This is a genomic window from Micromonospora sp. NPDC007208, assembly GCF_042869175.1.
GTDB classification, from domain to species: Bacteria; Actinomycetota; Actinomycetes; order Mycobacteriales; family Micromonosporaceae; genus Micromonospora; species Micromonospora foliorum.
On record NZ_JBIAFG010000001.1, the window covers coordinates 222,844 to 240,588 of the forward strand.

Consider the following 17,745-nt stretch of genomic DNA (forward strand, 5'->3'; position numbering starts at 1 on the left):
TCAGCCTAGGTGCTGCGGCCCGGTGGCGGTCGTCGGCCGCCGCCACCGGGCCCGGACCGCGAGGTAAGCGGCCAGGCCGAGCGGTCCGAGCAGGATGGTCAGCACCAGCACCGGAGCCATGACCAGCGCCGGCACCCCCCGTTCCCTGCTGTCCAACCACGCCCACCGCCCGACGAACAGATCGAACGCGATCATGTGCGCCCAACCCGCCGCCGCCCCGTCGGAGGTACCGAGCAGGTCGCGCACCCCGGCCAGGGTCGGCGACGTCACGGCCGGCAGCACGTCGCCGAAGGCCGGGAGCACCAGCAGCGCGTAGATCACCACGACCGGCAGCACGATCAGCGGCGAGGCGATGATCCGGGCGGTCCACGACCAGCGAGGCAGCAGGATCATCAGCGCCCAGAACGGCGCGGCCACCGCGAACGTCAGCGAGAACAGCGTCGCGGTCACGCGGCCAGCGCCAGTTCCGGGCGACGCTGGCGGACCAGCACCAGGCCGGTCGCGGTCGCCGTCGCGACCGCCAGGGCCGCGACCGCCGCGAGCGTGGTGGTGTCCGGCCGCAGCAGCGGCTGCCCGCGCAGGGCCTGCCAGGTCAACAGCACGGTGAGTACGCCGTACGCGCCGCCCGCGACGACCAGCAGATGGGCGCGGATGCGCTCGTCCCACCGCGTCGCGAACCGGCTCAGCAGGATCGCCAGGATCGGCAGCGCCTGGAGGGCGTGCAGCCCCACGAAGTGCCCGATCCGCAGGTCACCGCCGGTGGTGCTCCAGCCGACCACCGGCAACCCCGGCCCACCGTCGGGCACGCCGACGCTGTGCGCCCCACCGATGCCCTCGATTCCCGGGTCCTGCATCGGCAGCGCCATCGGCACCGCCGCGAGCATGCCCAGCAGGGACAGGCCGAGACCCCACCCGACCGCGGTCGCGGCGACCCGATCGGGGATCCGCTGGATCAGGACCACGATCCCGATGACCAGGTGCGCGAAGAACAGCACCATGATCGCCGCGCCCATCGCCGCGAACAGCGCGGTGTTCAGAGGCGTGCTGTCGTTGAAGTGGCTGGCCTGCCCGCGTACCACCTGACCTATGATCCACGCGTTCTCGACGACCGCCACGGCGACGATGACGACGACCGCCCTCTCGACGGCCCGGCTGCGTCGCGGCAGCAGGGAGAGCATCCAAGCGAGCGTCGCGCCGTAGAGCACGAACGACACCGCGAACTTGAACGGCTTGAGCCAGATCGGCGCCCCGGTGAGGACGCGCGGGTCGACGAGGATGCCGACCACCGCGACGACGCTGAGCAGCGCCATCACGGATACCAGGAACATCAGCGGGCGGTTCCAGCGCGTCGCCCGGCGCACAACGGTAGTCATGTCTGTAGATGTTCGTGGCCGTGCCCGTCGATCGCGTCCGACCCCGAGCCCCGGTTACGGCCGGTGGTCGGAGCGCGCCTCCTCCCTGGGTAGGAGACGAAACCGGGCGAGGCCCGTCGCCGGTGGTGGCATGCCGGGCTGGTCGAGCTGGCGATCGCGTTGGACAAGGCCGACCGGGTGCCCGAGTGGGGCGCCCGCCTCCGCGCGCTGTCCCTGACCCCGGAGCAGCGCACGCAGGTGGAGCAGTACGTCGCCGACCCGACCATCCTCGAACCCTGGTGGCGGTCCGACGCGACCTGAGCGTCGGCCTCAGCGCGCGCCCTATGCCACCTCTGGGCGTACGTCTGCCGATTCGACAGACCGGCACGAAATTACCGCTTTAGGGTAAGTGCGGCCAATGTGCCTAGCTGCTCCGATAGCTTTCGAAGGAGAGGAAAACTCGTATTCCTCCCTTCGGGTGCATAAGGAGTCAGTGATGAAGCGCAGTGTCGCGTTCGCGGCAGCCCTCCTGGCAGGTCTGACCAGCATCGGATCGATCCCCGGGACCGCCTCCGCCGATGGCGGTGGCCCCGGGTACCACGACGACCGCAAGGGGGGTGACTACCACCACGGCGACGAGGGCGCGGTCTTCGTCCAGACCAACAAGGCCGAGGGCAACACCATCAAGGTGTACGACCGCGACGAGGACGGCCGTCTCACCAAGGCGGGTGAGTACGAGACCGGCGGGCTGGGCGGCTTCACCATTGGCGCGCCGCTCGACGCGCTGGCCTCGCAGGGGTCCCTGGTTTACCACAAGGGGCTGCTGTTCGCCGTTAACGCCGGCAGCAACACCGTGACGGTCTTCCGCGTCGAGGGCACCAAGCTGCACAAGCTCCAGGTCATCTGGTCCGGCGGTCTGCTGCCGGTCAGCGTCGCGGCCCGTGGCGACCTCGTCTACGTCCTCAACGCGGGTGGCGAGGGCTCGGTGCAGGGCTTCGAGCTGCACAAGGACCGCCTGTCGCGGATCGAGGACGCCAACCGGTCGCTCGGGCTGCACAACGGCAACCCGCCCGCGTTCGGGACCGCCCCGGCCCAGGTCAAGATCGACCCGGACAGCGAGTTCGTCCTGGTGTCGACCAAGGGCGCCAACGTCATGTTCAGCTACGAGATCGGCCGCCACGGCGAGCTGTCCCGCAACCCCGTCATCAGCGACGCGGGGAACACGCCGTTCGGCTTCACCTTCGACAGCAGGGACTCGCTGCTGGTCACCGAGTCGGGTGCGAACGCGGTCAGCCGGTTCGAGCTGGAGGACGACGGCGCGCTCGACCAGGTCGGGCCGTCGGTACCCAACGGGCAGCAGGCGCCGTGCTGGATCCAGCGCGTCGGCGACTACTTCTTCGTCGCCAACGCCGGCAGCTCCACCATCAGCTCGTACCGGGTCGACGACGACGGCAAGCTCCAACTCGTCAAAGAGGTCGCCGTCGACACCGGCGGCGGGTCGATCGACATGACCACCAGCGACGGCTTCCTGTACGTGCAGAACGCCACCGCCGGCAACGTGCAGGGCTACGAGGTGGGCGAGGACGGGTCCCTGAAGCTCGTCACCACCGTGGAGGGTCTGCCGAAGTTCACCGACGGCATCGGCATGGAAGGCATCGCCGCCTCCTGAACGCACCACCCGCTGGTCCCGGTCGTCCATGACCGGGGCCAGCGTCGTCTGGTTGGTCGCCAGCCGACGCGTCGTGCCGCGCCAGCGGGGTCGAGACTACGAGGCCAACCGTTCGCGTGCGGTGCGAGCTGGGCGGGGGACTTCGGCACTGCCGTCCGCCCTGTTGATCTCCGACCAGACGGCGTCGAGGGAGAGGCCGAGGACGTCGGCGATCGCCGCGATGGTCGGAAAGGCGGGGGTGGCTATCCGGCCGGACTCGATCTTTCGAAGGGTCTCCGGCGAGACTCCCGCGTCCAGCGCGGTGAGGAGCATCGAACGCTCTCCGCGGGCGCGACGCAGGAGGGCGCCGAGGCGCTGTCCGCGTTCGAGCTCCGCGGGAGTGAGCGGCAACCTGACCATGCTCCGATTCTAGTACCGGGATAATATGGCCGGGATACTTATTGGTCGTCCGAGGAAGGCGCTGCATGATCGAGATCCTGAGCCCCACCGACGTGCTGCGAGCGAAGGACACCGGCGCGCTGGTCGCCGACATCCTCCAGACGTTGAAGAGCCGCTGTGTGGTCGGCACCAACCTCCTGGACATCGACCAGTGGGCGCAGGCCATGATCGTCGAGGCCGGGGCGCAGTCCTGCTACGTCGACTACGAGCCGTCCTTCGGGCGCGGGCCGTTCGGCCACTACATCTGCACGTCGGTCAACGACGCCGTGCTGCACGGGCTGCCGCACGACTACCCGCTCGCCGACGGCGACCTACTCTCGCTCGACCTCGCCGTCTCCCTGGGTGGAGTCGTCGCGGACTCGGCCATCAGCTTCGTCGTGGGCGACGTACGGCCCCCGGAGAGCGTCGCGCTGATCGAGGCGACCCAGCGCGCGTTGCAGGCGGGCATCGCCGCCGCCGGCCCCGGCGTTCCCATCGGTGACCTCTCGCACGCAATCGGCTCGGTCCTCAGCGCGGCGGGGTACTCGGTCAACACCGAGTTCGGCGGCCACGGCGTCGGATCGACGATGCACCAGGACCCGCACGTCTCCAACACCGGGCGTCCCGGTCGCGGCTACCGGCTGCGCCCGGGGCTGCTGCTGGCGCTGGAGCCGTGGGTCATGGCGGACACCGCCACGCTCGTCACCGACGCCGACGGCTGGACGCTCCGCAGCGCGACGGGTTGCCGGACGGCGCACAGCGAGCACACCATCGCCATCACCGACGACGGCGCGGACGTGCTCACCCTGCCGACGCCCTGACCCGTACGGGCGCTCATCGGTCGGCCGCCGACAGGTCGCCCAGGGTGGACGATTAACCGGCCACCGAAGGGGCAGGTCTCTCCGTGGTGCCCTGCCGGGTCGCGTTCAGAATGAACCGATCGGTCATATTTTCCGTGATGACGGTCAGGGTCACCCACCAGAGTCGCGGAGGCACGATGTCAACGGTTCGAACTGGTCCGGTCATCGGACTGCTCGCGCAGATCGTCCTGCTGGCGGTGCTGGCGGAGACAGTCGGTCTGGGCGCGGCGGGCTGGGTGGCGGGGCTGGCGTACGGGGCGGTCCTGTGCGCCCTGCTCAGCCGGGGGATGTCCCGCTCGGGCGCGGGTGCTCTGAGCCCGGCCGACCGGGTGACCCTGAGCCGGGCGATCCTCGTCGGCGGCGTGACGGCCCTGGCCGCCGACTCGTTCGGCCGGTCGGCGCCGGTCACCCTGATGGTCGTCCTCACCAGCGTGGCGTTGGCCCTCGACGCCGTGGACGGGTACACGGCCCGCCGCACCGGGACCACCAGCGAGCTCGGCGCGCGCTTCGACATGGAGATCGACTCCTTCCTGGTCCTGGTGCTCTGCCTGCACGTGGCCCCCGCGGTGGGTGGCTGGGTGCTCGCGATCGGCGCGATGCGGTACGTCTTCGTCGCCGCGAGCTGGGTGCTGGGGTGGATGCGCGGGTCCCTGCCGCCGCGCTACTGGCGCAAGGTCGTCGCCGCCGTCCAGGGCGTGGTGCTGACGGTTGCGATGGGCGACGCGCTGCCCGGGCCGCTGACGACCGTGGTGCTGGTGGCGTCGCTGGCGCTGCTGGTCGAGTCGTTCGGGCGGGACGTCGCGTGGCTCTGGACGACCCGTCACCTCCGCCGCAGCGTCGTCCTCGACACCCCGGGCAGCCAACACGCGCCGGGCATTCACGACGCCTCGGGCGCGATGGCCCACGCGAGCAGCCAGCCGAGACACAGCACCCCGAGCGCCGGCGTGGGGTTGGCCGGGCTGGGCTCGGGCCGGCCGGATGGGCTGCCCTGGTCGGACTGCCCCACGGTCGCTGTGGCCCGACGCGGGATCGCCCGCGTCTGAGCCGCCCGGATGCCGCGCACCAACAAAGATCATGGAAGGATGCCCGGGTTGTCGCTCATGACGCGCGTACGTCAGCAGCCGAGCCAGGAACGGAGGCCGATGAGGGCCGAAGTCTCGGACATCACCGCCAGCGACGGCACCGAAGCCGAGGGCCAGCCGAAGCGCTCCATCGCGGCCCGGCTGACCACCGTGCTGGCCGCGCTGCTCGTGCTGCTCGTCCTCACCGTGCCGTACGACTTCGGTCGGCTCAGCCCGGCGGGGTTCGTACGGATCCCCCTGGAGGCGCTGCTGGTCGTGGCCCTCCTGCTCGCCCTGCCGTCTCGTGGCAGCCGGCTGGTCGCAACGCTCGCCGGCATGGCGCTCGGCCTGCTCGGCCTGCTGAAGCTGCTCGACCTGGGGTTCTCCGCCTCGCTGAGCCGGGCGTTCGACCCGGTGCTCGACTGGGCGCTCGTCGACGAGGGGTTCGCCTTCCTCAGCGAGTCGTACGGTCGGCCCGCCGCCGTCGGTGCCGCGATCACCCTGGCGGTGGTGGTCGTGGGCCTGCCCACACTGGTCACGCTGTCGATGCGGCGACTGCGGCGGTTGGTGGTCCGGCACCGCACCGCGACCACCCGCGTCGTGGCCGCGCTGGTGGTCGTCTGGGTGGCCTGCGCCGCGTTCAACGTGCGGGTGGTCGAGGGCGTACCGGTCGCCGACACCTCCGCGACCACCCTGGCCAACGGGCACGGCTTCCAGGTGCGCCTACGCCTCGACGACCGCGAGACGTTCGGCGCCCTGATCGAGGCCGACAAGTTCGGTGACACCCCCGGCGACCAGCTCCTTACCGCGCTGCGCGGCAAGAACGTGGTCGTCGCCTTCGTGGAGAGCTACGGCCGGGACGCCGTCGAGGACCCGGAGTTCGCGCCACAGGTCGGTGCGGTCCTCGACCGCGGCACCAGCGAACTGGGCGCGGCGGGTTTCGCCGCGCAGAGCGGCTTCCTCACCTCGCCCACCTTCGGTGGCGGCAGTTGGCTCGCGCACGACACGCTGCTCTCCGGCCTCTGGATCGACAACGACCAGCGCCACCGCACCCTGCTGGCCAGTGACCGGATGACCCTCAACGGCGCCTTCCGGCGAGCCGACTGGCAGACCGTGGGCGTGATGCCCGCCGTCACCAAGGCCTGGCCGGAGGGCTCCTTCTTCGGCTACGACCGGTTCTACAACGCCAAGACGCTCGCGTACGGTGGCCCCAAGTTCAGCTTCGGCACCCCGCCCGACCAGTACACCCTGGCCAGCTGGCAGCGCCTGGAGCAGGCGAAGCGCGACGGCAACGTGATGACCGAGCTGGCGTTGGTGTCGAGTCACGCGCCGTGGACGCCCGTCCCGCCGCTGCTCGACTGGGCCGACGTCGGCGACGGCGCGGTCTACCGCGCGGCCGGCGCCGGCAGGTCGGACGACAAGCGCCGCAACACCGGCCAGATCCGGGCGGACTACCGGAAGTCCATCGAGTACACCCTCGGCACGCTCGTCTCCTACGTGCGGACCTACGGAGACGACGACCTCGTGTTCATCTTCCTCGGTGACCACCAGCCCGCCGCCGTCGTCACCGGCGAGAACGCCAGCCGCGACGTGCCCATCTCGATCATCACCCGGGACCGGGCGGTGTTGGACCGGATCTCCGGGTGGGGCTGGCAGGACGGTCTGAAGCCCGGGCCGCAGGCGCCGGTCTGGCGGATGGACGCCTTCCGGGACCGGTTCCTGACCGCCTTCGGGCCGTAACCCCGGCCACCTCTCTCACGGACTGGACCAGACAGATGACGGCAACCACCGACACCAGGATCGCCGCGCTCCGGACCGATCCGGCCCTGTCCCCGCTGCACCGGTCGCTGGACGTCTACTACGGCGATCCCGAGCGGGACGCGAGGATGGACGACTTCTACTCCCGCTTCGTCAGCCGCAGCGACCTCGTCTTCGACATCGGCTCCCACGTGGGCGACCACATCGGCAGCTTCCGTCGCCTCGGTGCCCGGGTCGTCGCCGTGGAACCGCAGCCGCTGTGTCTGCGCGCCCTGCGGGCGATCTACGCCGACGACGACCAGGTGACAGTGGTCGACGCCGCGTGTGGCGCCCTGTCCGGGCACACCCGGTTGCACGTCAACTCCGCCAACCCCACCGTGTCGACCGCCTCACCCGATTTCGTCCGAGCGGCGCAGGGCGCGGGCGGGTGGGAGGGCGAGGTGTGGGATGCCGACATCGAGGTCCCGGTGGTCACCGTCGACGCGCTGATCGAGACGTACGGCGTACCGACCTTCGCCAAGATCGACGTTGAGGGTTTCGAGGACGAGGTGCTGGCCGGCCTGAGCCGCCCACTGCCGGCGCTCTCGTTCGAGTTCACCACCATCGCGCGTGCGGTTGCTTACCGGTGCCTCGATCGCCTGACCGCCCTCGGCTTCGACGGTTTCGACGTCGCGTTGGGCGATGACAAGTCGATGACCTTCGAACGCTGGATGCCCGCCACCGACCTGGCGACGCACCTGCACGAACTGCCGCACGCCGCGAACTCCGGTGACGTGTACTGCGTGTCCCGCGACCGGGAGGTCGTCGCCACGCCGTAGCCGTACCCGACGCTAAATCATGCGCAGGACCAGTGCGGCGGAGACCGCCAGCTCACGATCGATCACTTGGTCCCGGGGGACGAACACCATGGCCTGCCCCTCACCGAGGACCACGTCCTCCTGCCGAGCCGTGGTGGTGCCACGAAACACGTGGACGGTCACGGTGTGGGGAAAGCCCGTTTCGTACGGACGCGGACCGCTCCACAACGGGTACAGCTCACCTGCGGTCAGACCAGTCTCCTCCAGCAGCTCGCGGCGGGCCGCCTCCTCCGGCGACTCGCCGGGCTCGATGTGGCCACCCGGCAGGCTCCACTGGCCCGGCGAGACGACCGCGTCCTCATCGCGGTGTTGCAGCAGCACCGCGCCCGACGGATTGACAAGCAGCACGAGGGCGACGTCATAGGTGGCCATGACGAGACCGTGCCACCTCGCCGTGAGCATGTCGACGGCGGTCCCTTAGGAGCACCGGATCGCGTACCCTCCGCAGATGGACCTCGACAATCTTCCGCTCGCCGAGTTCGCGTTTCCGGGGCCACTGCGGGACAAGCTCGTGGGCGCGATCCTGTCCGGGGCGAAGACGTCGACGACCGGCCTGCTGGTCGGGTACGAGTGCGCCAACGAGCCGCTGCCCGAGGTGGGCCAACTGTCCGCCGTGGTGGACTCGGCCGGCCGGCGGGTCGCGGCCATCGAGTTGACCGACGTGCGGGTGATCCGGCTCGCCGAGGTCGACCTGCCACACGCCCTGGCCGAGGGGGAGGGCGACGAGTCGGTGGCGCAGTGGCGTGCGGGGCACGAGTCGTTCTGGCACAGCGCCGACGTGCGCGCCGAACTGGGCGACCCCAACTTCACCGTGGACGACGACACCCTCGTGGTGACCGAGCGGTTCCGGCTGGCGCACGTCGTCTGAGCGTCATCCGAGCCAACCACGCCCTCGGAGGACCGTCCCTGGTGCGCGAGACCGCCACGTCGATCCCTGGCAGCTCAGCACGGCGCCGCTGGGCGTGTCGAACAGCTCAGCTCGACTGCGTGGGCTCGGCTACGTAGACACCCTTGCCCGGATGCCCCTCGACCAGCTCGCGGTCCTTGAGGATCGTCATGACCCGGTTGATCGTGGAAATATGCACGCCGTACTGCTCGGCCAGCTCGCGTGTGGACGGTAGCTTCTCACCCGGCGCGAACTCCCCAGACTTGATCTTCTCAGTGATCTCGCTAGCGATGCGCCGGTAGTCCACTTTCTCGGTCGGCATGAGTCGATCTCCGTTGGGTCCCTGGTTTCGGCACCCCAATTCGATCACGCCAGACCTGTTCCAACAAGTTCCATGCTTTCGCTTGACCTGCTCCTACAAGTTGGAATAGGTTGCCTACTTAGTCGGGTTCCCTGGTTTCGGCAAACTCCGAGGTTCCCGGCGACATGCCCACCTGGGGGAGTGCGAGGCACGGACTCTGCCCCCAGGTGGGAACTAATCATGATCGCGGGAGGGTGCCGACCATGCCGATCGACGAGCCGGCCTCCAGGGCAACCGAGCTGTTCACTGCCAAGAGGGTTCTGGACGCGCATTGGACTCGGGCGCTCGACCGACCATGGCGGGTAGGTGGGTGTCTGGAGTGTCAAGGTCGCAACGACTGTCCGCAGCTCGATTGGGCGATCGAGATCACCGCAGAGGCGGCGGCATTGATGTTCCAGAAGCGCTGATCCGGCCGCCCGCCGATCGTGGCCGATCAGCGCCCTGCGCGGCGTCGTCAGGATCTTGGGGCCGTGGCTGGTCTTCGTAACCTTGGTCGGCCAGACTGCGCGGTATGCGTGATCGTTGGCGCCGGTGGGCGTGGGTCGGGGTGCTCGTCATCGGGCTGGTCCTTTATCTGGCGGTGCTGCGGACCCTCGTGAGCACCAAGAATCCGAACTTCGTACCGGCGCTGATCCTGCTCGGGGCGACGCTGGTGCCGTTGACGTTCCTGACGTTCGCGCAGGCCCGGACCGGGCGGTGGCAGGTGCCGGCGTCGGTGTTGGTGACGTCGGCGTTCTTCGGCGGTGTGATCGGCACGGTGGTCGCCGGCACCCTGGAGTACGACACCCTGCGCGGCCTCGGCACCCTGCCGATGCTGTTCGTGGCACTGATCGAGGAGTCGGCGAAGCTGATCGTCCCGGTGGTGCTGCTGTTCACGGTGGTGGCCCAGCATCGGCGGCGGGTGCCGTCGGACGGGCTGATCATCGGTGTCGCGGCCGGCATGGGTTTCGCCGCGCTGGAGACGATGGGCTACGCCTTCACCGCGCTGCTGAGTTCGCAGGGCAACATCGGCGCGGTGGAGCAGACGCTCTTCATCCGGGGTCTGACGGCGCCCGCCGGTCACACCGCCTGGACCGGGCTGACCGCCGGCGCGCTCTGGGCGTTGTTGGCGAGCCCGAGCGCCGGGCGGCTCTTCGGGTTCATCGGCACGTTCGTGGGTGTCGTCGTCCTGCACACCCTCTGGGACACGTTCTCCGGCTCACTGGTCTTCGTCGTGTTGGCGATCATCAGCATCGGCTGGCTGTTCTGGCAGCTGCGCCGCTACCGGACCTTCGGCGACCAGCAGCTCGGCCAGCTGCAACCGCACTGACCATCGCCGTACTCCATGCCTCTCCCGGCCTGCCCGAATAGGGCCGGGGGAGGCATGACTGTTGGTGATCCCGCTGCGACCGGGTCGGCACCTCATCTAACGTCAGAGTGTTCATATTTGGCGTGCTTGGTCGGGAAGGTGCGGCGATGGGGGTGCGCAGCTGGTTCGAGGGCTGGCCGGTCTACCGTCAGCTCACCGGCACGGACCCGCTGGGCCGGGGGGCCGCGGCGAAGTCCGACGGGTCCCGCGCGCTCACCGCCCGCACCGACACCGCCGATTCGGTCGCCCGGTCCGTGTGCCCGTACTGCGCCGTGGGTTGTGGTCAGCGGGTGTTCGTGAAGGACGGGCAGGTCAGTCAGATCGAGGGTGATCCGGACAGCCCGATCTCGCGCGGTCGGCTCTGCCCGAAGGGCGCGGCGAGCAAGAGCCTGGTAACCAGTCCGCTGCGGCAGACCACGGTCCGCTACCGCCGGCCGTACGGCACCGAGTGGGAGGACCTCGACCTCGACACGGCGATGAACATGATCGCCGATCGGGTCCTGGCCGCCCGGGACGAGACCTGGGAGGACGTCGACGCCGAGGGTCGACCGCTCAACCGGACGCTGGGCATCTCCAGCCTGGGTGGGGCGACGCTGGACAACGAGGAGAACTACCTCATCAAGAAGTTGTTCACCGCGATGGGGGCGCTCCAGATCGAGAACCAGGCCCGAATTTGACACTCCTCCACCGTCCCCGGTCTGGGGACCAGCTTCGGTCGTGGCGGCGCCACCCAGTACCAGCAGGACCTGTCGAACTCCGACGTCATCGTCATCCAGGGTTCGAACATGGCCGAGGCACACCCGGTGGGCTTCCAGTGGGTGATGGAGGCCAAGCGTCGGGGGGCGAAGGTCTTCCACGTCGACCCGCGTTTCACCCGCACCAGCGCGCTGGCTGACTCGTACCTGCCGATCCGGGCGGGCACGGACATCGCGTTGCTCGGCGGGGTGATCCGCTACATCCTCGACAACGAGCTGGACTTCCGTGAGTACGTCGTCGCCTACACCAACGCCGCGACCATCGTGACCGAGGAGTACGCCGACACCGAGGACATGCACGGCCTCTTCTCCGGCTTCAACGACGACAACGCCACCTACGACCAGTCCAGTTGGCGGTACGAGGGTCACTCGCAGAGCCAGACGACCCGCGACAGTGAGACGCAGCGGGAGACGGCGGCCGGGCTGGAGAACGAGTCGCACGGCGCGCCGGTCGGCGGCCAGACCGAACGGGACGAGACGTTGCAGCATCCGCGCTGCGTCTACCAGATCCTCAAGCGGCACTACGCCCGCTACACCCCCGAGATGGTGGAACGGGTCTGCGGTATTCCGCAGGAGAAGTTCTTCGAACTGGCCCGGGCGTGGACGGAGAACTCCGGCCGGGACCGCACCGGCATGCTCGTCTACTCGGTGGGTTGGACCCAGCACAGTGTGGGTGTGCAGTACATCCGCACCGGCGCGATCATCCAGCTTCTGCTGGGCAACGTGGGCCGACCCGGTGGCGGGGTCATGGCCCTGCGCGGGCACGCCAGCATCCAGGGGTCCACCGACATCCCGACGTTGTTCAACCTGCTGCCGGGCTACCTGCCGATGCCGCACCACGCTGACCACCCGACCCTGACCGAGTGGGTGGACAGCATCGCGCACCCCGGGCAGAAGGGCTTCTGGGGCAACGCCCGCACCTACGGCGTCAACCTGCTCAAGGCGTACTGGGGCGACGCGGCCACCGCCGACAACGACTACTGCTACGGGTACATGCCGCGGATGACCGGCGACCACGGCACGTACCAGCAGGTGCTCGACATGATCGACGGCAAGATCAAGGGCTATTTCCTGCTCGGGCAGAACCCGGCGGTCGGTTCGGCGCACGGTCGCGCGCAGCGGCTCGGCATGGCCAACCTCGACTGGCTCGTGGTCCGCGACCTGTTCATGATCGAGAGCGCTACGTTCTGGCACAACGCGCCGGAGATCGAGACCGGCGAGATCACGCCCGAGCGGTGCCGCACCGAGGTGTTCTTCCTACCGGCCGCCTCCCACGTGGAGAAGGAGGGCACCTTCACCCAGACCCAGCGGCTGTTGCAGTGGCGGGAGAAAGCCGTCGAGCCGCCAGGCGACGCCCGCTCCGAACTCTGGTTCTTCTACCACCTCGGTCGCATCATCCGGGAACGGCTGGCGACGTCCACGAAGCCGCGCGACCGTGCGCTGCTCGACCTCGCCTGGGAGTACCCCACGCACGGCCCGAACGTCGAGCCGAGCGCCGAGGCGGTACTGCGCGAGATCAACGGGTACGACGTGGCCACCGGCCGGCCGCTGGCGTCGTTCACCGAGATGAAGGACGACGGCTCCACCGTCGGTGGTTGCTGGATCTACACCGGGGTGTTCGCCGACGGCGTCAACCAGGCGGCCCGGCGCAAACCTGGCTCGGAGCAGTCCTTGGTGGCGCCCGAGTGGGGTTGGGCGTGGCCGGCGAACCGGCGCATCCTCTACAACCGTGCGTCCGCCGACCCGGACGGCAACCCGTGGAGTGAGCGCAAACGCTACGTCTGGTGGGACGCGGACAAGGGTGAGTGGACCGGCTACGACGTGCCGGACTTCGAAAAGACCAAACCGCCGTCCTACCGTCCGGAGCGCGACGCGTCGGGTGTCGCGGGCATCGCCGGCGACGATCCGTTCATCCTCCAGGGCGACGGCAAAGGCTGGCTGTACGCGCCCACCGGCGTGCTCGACGGGCCGATGCCCACCCACTACGAGCCGGTCGAGTCGCCGGTGCGCAACCCGCTCTACCGCCAGCAGGCCAACCCGACCCGCAAGGTCTACACCCACCCGATCAACACGCTCAACCCGAGCCCGCCGGAACCGTACAGCCAGGTGTTCCCGTACGTGTTCACGGTCAGCCGGCTCACCGAGCACCACACCGCCGGCGGGATGAGCCGGACGGTGTCGCCGCTGGCCGAGTTGCAACCGGAGATGTTCGTCGAGGTGTCCCCGGAGTTGGCCGCCGAACGTGGTCTCAACCACCTGGGTTGGGCGCACCTGGTCACCGCCCGTGCGGCTGTCGAGGCACGGGTGCTGGTGACCGACCGGCTCACCCCGTTGCGGGTGGACGACCGGGTCATCCACCAGGTGTGGTTGCCGTACCACTTCGGTTTCGAGGGTCTGGTGACCGGCGACTCGGCCAACGACCTGTTCGGCATCAGCCTGGACCCGAACGTGCTGATCCAGGAGAGCAAGGTCGGCACCTGCGACGTCCGTCCCGGGCGACGCCCGAGGGGCGCCGAGCTGCTGGCTCTCGTCGTCGACTACCGGCGACGGTCCGGGGACCTCAGCCCGCACTATCCACCGCAGGTCACGACCGACTCCGCCGACAGCGGCCCGGACCAGGAGGTCTGACCCATGCCCCACACCAATGCCCTGTACGGGCCGCTCGACCCCGCGCCGGACGCCGGCTACGAGAACCCGCCGCCGCGGATGGGGTTCTTCACCGACACCAGCGTCTGCATCGGCTGCAAGGCGTGCGAGGTGGCCTGCAAGGAGTGGAACGGCGTCCCCGAGAGTGGGCTCGACCTGCTGGGCATGTCGTACGACAACACCGGCGCGCTGACCGCGAACTCGTGGCGGCACGTCGCGTTCGTGGAGCAGCCCCGCTCGGCCGGCTGGGCGACTCCGGCGTTCGCGGGGGACCCGGACGGGCCGGCGATCAGCCCGCTCACGGCGGCGGCCGGCGCGCGTACCGGCACCGACACCGGAACGGATCCGGGCCTCGCGCCCGGCTCGCCTGACGCGGCGGCCCGCATGTCGGGCGGCCCGGAGTTTCTGGGGATGCCGGGTGCGCAGCCGCCGGGGAGGGGTTCGGGCGCGGAGGGACGGACGGACTTCCGCTGGTTGATGATGTCGGACGTGTGCAAGCACTGCACCCACGCGGCCTGCCTGGATGTCTGCCCGACCGGTTCCCTGTTCCGCACGGAGTTCGGCACCGTGGTGGTGCAGGAGGACATCTGCAACGGCTGCGGTTACTGCATCTCCGCCTGCCCGTACGGCGTCATCGACCAACGCAAGGATGATGGTCGGGCGTGGAAGTGCACGCTGTGCTACGACCGTCTCGGGGCGGGGATGACGCCGGCGTGCGCGCAGGCGTGCCCGACGGAGTCGATCCAGTACGGCGCCCTGGACGAGTTGCGGGAGCGGGCAGCTGCGCGGGTGGAAAAGCTGCATGAGCATGGTGTGCCCGAGGCGCGGTTGTACGGGCACGACCCCAACGACGGCGTCGGTGGTGATGGTGCGTTCTTCCTGCTGCTTGACGAGCCGGAGGTGTACGGGCTGCCCCCGGACCCGATCGTGACCACCCGTGACCTGCCGGCCATGTGGAAGCGCGCCGGTCTGGCGGCGATGACGATGGCCGTCGCCACGGCGCTCGCGTTCCTGGGTAGGCGGTCGTGACCCGCGGCGGTGAGCAGCTCACGGTGCCGCCGGCCGACTTCGCCTCCTACTACGGCCGGCCGGTTCTGAAGGCGCCGGTGTGGAAGTACGACATCGCCGGCTACCTGTTCGCCGGAGGCCTCGCCGCCGGAAGCGCGCTGATCGGGGCGGGCGCCCAAGTGACCGGACGACCCGGGCTGCGCAGGGTGGGCCGTTGGACGGCCCTCGGCGGCGTCGCCGCCAGCACGTACCTGCTGGTGCACGACCTCGGCCGGCCGGCCCGGTTCCATCACATGCTCCGGGTGGCCAAGGTGACCTCGCCGATGTCGGTCGGCACCTGGATTCTCGCCGCGTTCGGCCCGCTGGCCGGCGTGGCCGCGGTCGCCGAGCTCGCGCCGCTGCTCCCGCAGCACGGTGTGCTCGGCCTCGCCCGTCGGATCGCACCGCCCGTCGGCAACGTCGCCGGCCTGGCTGCCGCAGCCACCGCGCCGGCGCTGGCCACGTACACCGGGGTGCTGCTCGCCGACACGGCCGTGCCGTCCTGGCACGACGCCTACCCGTCGCTGCCCTTCGTCTTCGCCGGCAGCGCGCTCGCCGCCGCGTCCGGGGTCGGACTGATCGCGGCACCGGCCACGGAGACCGCCCCCCTGCGACGACTCGCCCTGGCCGCCGCGGCCATCGAGTTGGGCGGGGGGCACCGGCTGGAGCGGCAGGGCCTCACCAGCGAGCCCTACAGGCACGGACGCAGCGGCCGGCTCGTCAAGGCGGGACGCGCCCTGCTCGCCGTGGGCGCCGCCACCGCGCTGGTCAGCCGACGCAGCCGGGTCCTGTCGGCGATCTCCGGCGCCGCCCTCGTGGCATCGTCGGTCGCCACCCGGTTCGGTGTCTTCGAGGCGGGACGGGTGTCGGCACGCGATCCGAAGTACACGGTCGTGCCCCAACGGGAGCGGCTCGCCGAGAAGCGGTCGACGCCTCAGCCCTGAGCGGGTCGGCGCAACGGAAGGCGCCCTTGTCGAGGGGCGCCTTCTGTTGCGATGCGAGAGGTCTGGCCGCGAGGGGCCGCCGCGCGTCAGCCGGTGAACAGCTTCGCGGCGGTGATGGCGGTCTGGACGATGCCGTACCCGAGGAGCACCGCGACCAGCAGCCACGACAACCATAGCCGCCCGGTCTGGCTGCCGACGCGCGGCGGCGCGGGCGGCTGGCTGTCCCGCCCGAGAGCGACCGGCTCGGTGATGGTGGCCTTCGCCACGGGCGAGGTCGGCCCCCGGTTCGGTTCGTGGAACCGATCGGGCACGGAACGGACCAGCAGGTTCGCGATGAACCCGATGGCCAGGATGCCGACCATGGTGAAGAGCGCGGGCCGGTACGCCGCCGCGGTGAGGGTGCCGGGCTTGCCCTGTGTGTCGAGAATCCCGTTGACGATCAGCGGGCCGGCGACACCCGCAGCCGACCAGGCGGTCAGGATCCGGCCGTGGATGGCCCCGACCTGGAAGGTGCCGAACAGGTCACGCAGGTAGGCGGGCATGGTGGCGAAGCCACCGCCGTAGAAGGAGATGATCGCGGCGGCGATCAGCACGAAGACCGCGGTCGCGGAGTGGCCGGCCACGGCGAGCAGCAGGTACAGCACCATGCCGACGCCGAGGTAGACCATGTAGATGGGCTTGCGACCGATCAGGTCGGACGTCGTGGACCAGACGAACCGCCCAGCCATGTTGAACAGCGACAGCACTCCCACGAAACCGGCCGCCGCCGTCACCGAGACCGTGGTGGCGGTCCCGTTGTCCCGGAAGAAGTCCTGGATCATCGGGCTTGCCTGCTCCAGGATGCCGATGCCCGCGGTGACGTTGCAGAACAGCACGATCCACAGCAACCAGAACGAGCGGGTACGCACCGCGTTCGACGCGGACACGCTCGCCGTTGTCACCAGCGGTCGGGCGGCGACGCTCGCGGGGTCGAACCCGGCGGGCCGCCAGTCCGGCGCCGGAACCCGGACGTTGAACGGGCCGAACATCATGATCACGAAATAGCCGATGCCGAACGTGACGAAGAGCGCCACGAGCGCATGTCCCGACGCGACGGCGGCCGGGTTGTTGGGGTTGTAGCCGGAGTCGTAGAGGGAGAGCAGTTGGCGCGCGAGCGGGCCGGCGATCAGGGCGCCGCCGCCGAACCCCATGATGGCCAACCCGGTGGCGAGGCCGGGGCGGTCCGGGAACCACTTGATCAGTGTGGAGACGGGCGAGATGTAGCCGATGCCGAGCCCGATGCCGCCGATGACGCCGTATCCGAGGTAGAGGAGCCAGAGTTGTTGGGTCGCGATGCCGAGCGCGCCGACCAGGAACCCGACGGCCCAGAAGCAGGCGGAGACGAACATCGCCCGGCGCGGTCCGTTGCGCTCCACCCAACGGCCACCCACCGCCGCGGACGAGCCCAGCATGACGATGGCGATGCTGAAGATCGCCCCGATCGCCGTCTGGCTGACGTCGAAGTGCGCGATGAGGGAGTTCTTGTAGACGCTCGTCGCGTAGACCTGGCCGATGCAGACGTGCACGGCCAGTGCCGCGGTCGGGATGAGCCAGCGGCTGTATCCCGGGGGAGCGACCGTGTGCCGGGGATCGAAGACCGACAGCATGGGCATCGTCCACACCTCCTGCGGCTGAATAGCCGCGACGTTGCCGAGCTGTCCGACCCGGCAGGTGGCCGAGCGGCGCCGCCGCGGTGGCGGCCCGGCGCACGTCTGGCGTCAGCCGATTACCGGCTCCACCTCACG

16 protein-coding genes and 2 pseudogenes are annotated in these 17,745 nt (G+C 69.9%); 12 read left to right on the forward strand and 6 right to left on the reverse strand.

The features are described from left to right. A complete protein-coding gene (locus tag ACFYL6_RS00860) occupies positions 1 to 450 on the reverse strand; it encodes an ABA4-like family protein (RefSeq protein WP_387165792.1) in 450 nt (149 codons plus the stop codon). Further along, positions 447 to 1,373 (reverse strand): hypothetical protein, encoded by a 927-nt coding sequence (locus tag ACFYL6_RS00865; RefSeq protein WP_387165794.1) that lies wholly within the window; start codon positions 1,371 to 1,373, stop codon positions 447 to 449. Before ACFYL6_RS00865 ends, ACFYL6_RS00860 begins: the two co-directional genes overlap by 4 nt. Before the next feature lie 159 nt (positions 1,374 to 1,532). On the opposite strand from ACFYL6_RS00865, the gene ACFYL6_RS00870 reads away from it, so the two are divergent. Together ACFYL6_RS00870 and ACFYL6_RS00875 are read left to right on the forward strand one after the other, a co-directional pair. Next, entirely contained in the window at positions 1,533 to 1,673 is a 141-nt protein-coding gene (locus tag ACFYL6_RS00870) for a hypothetical protein (protein ID WP_387165796.1), read from the forward strand. 175 nt (positions 1,674 to 1,848) lie between these two features. Next, complete coding sequence (locus ACFYL6_RS00875; RefSeq protein WP_387165798.1) at positions 1,849 to 3,021, forward strand: lactonase family protein; 1,173 nt, start codon at positions 1,849 to 1,851, stop codon at positions 3,019 to 3,021. Positions 3,022 to 3,117: 96 nt separating this feature from the next. Here the strand turns inward: ACFYL6_RS00875 and ACFYL6_RS00880 are convergent, their stop codons facing one another. Next, the gene (locus ACFYL6_RS00880; RefSeq protein WP_387165800.1) at positions 3,118 to 3,420 is read right to left on the reverse strand and encodes a helix-turn-helix transcriptional regulator; all 303 of its coding nucleotides are present in this window, start codon (positions 3,418 to 3,420) and stop codon (positions 3,118 to 3,120) included. Between the two features lie 65 nt (positions 3,421 to 3,485). Here ACFYL6_RS00880 and map point away from each other — a divergent pair, with 65 nt between their 5' ends. The 4 genes and pseudogenes from map (at position 3,486) to ACFYL6_RS00900 (ending at position 7,935) form a co-directional block, all read left to right on the forward strand. Beyond that, positions 3,486 to 4,259 (forward strand): type I methionyl aminopeptidase, encoded by a 774-nt coding sequence (gene map, locus ACFYL6_RS00885; RefSeq protein WP_387165802.1) that lies wholly within the window; start codon positions 3,486 to 3,488, stop codon positions 4,257 to 4,259. Positions 4,260 to 4,435: 176 nt separating this feature from the next. After that, a pseudogene (locus tag ACFYL6_RS00890) lies at positions 4,436 to 5,173 on the forward strand (CDP-alcohol phosphatidyltransferase family protein); the annotation flags it as partial. A gap of 900 nt (positions 5,174 to 6,073) precedes the next feature. Then, a pseudogene (locus tag ACFYL6_RS00895) lies at positions 6,074 to 7,099 on the forward strand (sulfatase-like hydrolase/transferase); the annotation flags it as partial. Positions 7,100 to 7,134: 35 nt separating this feature from the next. Further along, positions 7,135 to 7,935: an FkbM family methyltransferase gene (locus ACFYL6_RS00900; RefSeq protein WP_387165804.1), complete on the forward strand. Its 801-nt coding sequence runs from the start codon at positions 7,135 to 7,137 to the stop codon at positions 7,933 to 7,935. 12 nt (positions 7,936 to 7,947) lie between these two features. On the opposite strand, the gene ACFYL6_RS00905 is transcribed toward ACFYL6_RS00900, so the two are convergent. After that, on the reverse strand, positions 7,948 to 8,346 hold the full coding sequence (locus tag ACFYL6_RS00905) for an NUDIX domain-containing protein (RefSeq protein ID WP_387165806.1): 399 nt from the start codon (positions 8,344 to 8,346) through the stop codon (positions 7,948 to 7,950). A 76-nt stretch (positions 8,347 to 8,422) separates the two neighbouring features. On the opposite strand from ACFYL6_RS00905, the gene ACFYL6_RS00910 reads away from it, so the two are divergent. Then, entirely contained in the window at positions 8,423 to 8,842 is a 420-nt protein-coding gene (locus tag ACFYL6_RS00910) for an ASCH domain-containing protein (protein ID WP_387165808.1), read from the forward strand. A gap of 106 nt (positions 8,843 to 8,948) precedes the next feature. Here the strand turns inward: ACFYL6_RS00910 and ACFYL6_RS00915 are convergent, their stop codons facing one another. After that, positions 8,949 to 9,182 carry a GntR family transcriptional regulator gene (locus ACFYL6_RS00915; protein WP_387165810.1) on the reverse strand — a complete coding sequence of 78 codons (234 nt, stop codon included), beginning with the start codon at positions 9,180 to 9,182 and terminating at the stop codon, positions 8,949 to 8,951. 242 nt (positions 9,183 to 9,424) lie between these two features. Between ACFYL6_RS00915 and ACFYL6_RS00920 the strand changes: the two genes are divergently transcribed. From ACFYL6_RS00920 to nrfD, 5 genes are all read left to right on the forward strand, one after another. Beyond that, positions 9,425 to 9,628, forward strand: a complete 204-nt coding sequence (locus ACFYL6_RS00920; RefSeq protein ID WP_387165812.1) for a hypothetical protein — start codon at positions 9,425 to 9,427, stop codon at positions 9,626 to 9,628. Between the two features lie 104 nt (positions 9,629 to 9,732). Then, the gene (locus ACFYL6_RS00925; protein ID WP_387165814.1) at positions 9,733 to 10,530 is read left to right on the forward strand and encodes a PrsW family intramembrane metalloprotease; all 798 of its coding nucleotides are present in this window, start codon (positions 9,733 to 9,735) and stop codon (positions 10,528 to 10,530) included. A gap of 146 nt (positions 10,531 to 10,676) precedes the next feature. Further along, positions 10,677 to 13,952 (forward strand): formate dehydrogenase, encoded by a 3,276-nt coding sequence (fdh, locus tag ACFYL6_RS00930; RefSeq protein WP_387165816.1) that lies wholly within the window; start codon positions 10,677 to 10,679, stop codon positions 13,950 to 13,952. A 3-nt stretch (positions 13,953 to 13,955) separates the two neighbouring features. Then, positions 13,956 to 14,999, forward strand: coding sequence for a 4Fe-4S dicluster domain-containing protein (locus ACFYL6_RS00935; protein ID WP_387165818.1), 1,044 nt, complete (start codon positions 13,956 to 13,958; stop codon positions 14,997 to 14,999). Then, positions 14,996 to 15,961: an NrfD/PsrC family molybdoenzyme membrane anchor subunit gene (nrfD, locus tag ACFYL6_RS00940; protein ID WP_387165820.1), complete on the forward strand. Its 966-nt coding sequence runs from the start codon at positions 14,996 to 14,998 to the stop codon at positions 15,959 to 15,961. Before ACFYL6_RS00935 ends, nrfD begins: the two co-directional genes overlap by 4 nt. Positions 15,962 to 16,047: 86 nt before the next feature. Here the strand turns inward: nrfD and ACFYL6_RS00945 are convergent, their stop codons facing one another. Further along, on the reverse strand, positions 16,048 to 17,607 hold the full coding sequence (locus ACFYL6_RS00945; protein WP_387166813.1) for an OFA family MFS transporter: 1,560 nt from the start codon (positions 17,605 to 17,607) through the stop codon (positions 16,048 to 16,050). Between the last annotated feature and the right edge of the window lie 138 nt (positions 17,608 to 17,745).

Excerpts from the sequence above, each read along its gene's own strand:
- ACFYL6_RS00900 (WP_387165804.1), top strand. The coding sequence starts at position 7,135 with ATGACGGCAACCACCGACACCAGGATCGCCGCGCTCCGGACCGATCCG.
- ACFYL6_RS00935 (WP_387165818.1), top strand. The coding sequence starts at position 13,956 with ATGCCCCACACCAATGCCCTGTACGGGCCGCTCGACCCCGCGCCGGAC.
- ACFYL6_RS00865 (WP_387165794.1), bottom strand. The coding sequence starts at position 1,373 with ATGACTACCGTTGTGCGCCGGGCGACGCGCTGGAACCGCCCGCTGATG.
- ACFYL6_RS00875 (WP_387165798.1), top strand. The coding sequence starts at position 1,849 with ATGAAGCGCAGTGTCGCGTTCGCGGCAGCCCTCCTGGCAGGTCTGACC.
- ACFYL6_RS00945 (WP_387166813.1), bottom strand. The coding sequence starts at position 17,607 with ATGCTGTCGGTCTTCGATCCCCGGCACACGGTCGCTCCCCCGGGATAC.
- ACFYL6_RS00925 (WP_387165814.1), top strand. The coding sequence starts at position 9,733 with ATGCGTGATCGTTGGCGCCGGTGGGCGTGGGTCGGGGTGCTCGTCATC.
- ACFYL6_RS00920 (WP_387165812.1), top strand. The coding sequence starts at position 9,425 with ATGCCGATCGACGAGCCGGCCTCCAGGGCAACCGAGCTGTTCACTGCC.
- ACFYL6_RS00915 (WP_387165810.1), bottom strand. The coding sequence starts at position 9,182 with ATGCCGACCGAGAAAGTGGACTACCGGCGCATCGCTAGCGAGATCACT.
- ACFYL6_RS00880 (WP_387165800.1), bottom strand. The coding sequence starts at position 3,420 with ATGGTCAGGTTGCCGCTCACTCCCGCGGAGCTCGAACGCGGACAGCGC.
- map (WP_387165802.1), top strand. The coding sequence starts at position 3,486 with ATGATCGAGATCCTGAGCCCCACCGACGTGCTGCGAGCGAAGGACACC.
- ACFYL6_RS00905 (WP_387165806.1), bottom strand. The coding sequence starts at position 8,346 with ATGGCCACCTATGACGTCGCCCTCGTGCTGCTTGTCAATCCGTCGGGC.
- ACFYL6_RS00910 (WP_387165808.1), top strand. The coding sequence starts at position 8,423 with ATGGACCTCGACAATCTTCCGCTCGCCGAGTTCGCGTTTCCGGGGCCA.